General features: G+C 44.3%; 1 pseudogene. It reads right to left on the reverse strand.

Annotated features, from left to right (window positions below):
• A pseudogene (locus ACTHUR_RS21305) lies at positions 1–231 on the reverse strand (lipoyl synthase); the annotation flags it as partial.
• Positions 232–438: the final 207 nt, after the last annotated feature.

A 438-nucleotide genomic window follows, 5' to 3' on the forward strand; every position in this document is an offset into this window, starting at 1 on the left:
GCATTCGCTGATGTTTGGACAAGATGCTTCTTCGCACACGGTATGCATTTTTTGTTCGCGAAGAATATTTTTGATTTCAAAGAATTTCTTGCCCGGTAATTTGGCGCGGATCCATTCGGGCTTTTTCAATTTTTGTTCCAATGGAACGACTTTAATCGGAATGCGTGCAGTTTTGTCTGCGCCTTTTAGTTTGATGCCGCGTTTGGGGTCGTTTTTTACTTCTTCACTCATGGTGATGTGTTCTTTCTGTCGTTATAAAGGCCGTCTGAAAAGCTGATTGCGGCCTTTATGGCCTAAGGGCTTGTGGGTTCAGAGGGGCAGTTAAAAGATGGCGTTGGGGTCGAATATTTTCAGACGGCCTTATGCTAGCTCTTTTTGTAAATGCTTAGTCAGTTTGTCTGAAACTTCTGCCAAACTGGGTGCCGGAGAGACATAGTC

This window comes from Neisseria sp. P0021.S007, from assembly GCF_051956855.1.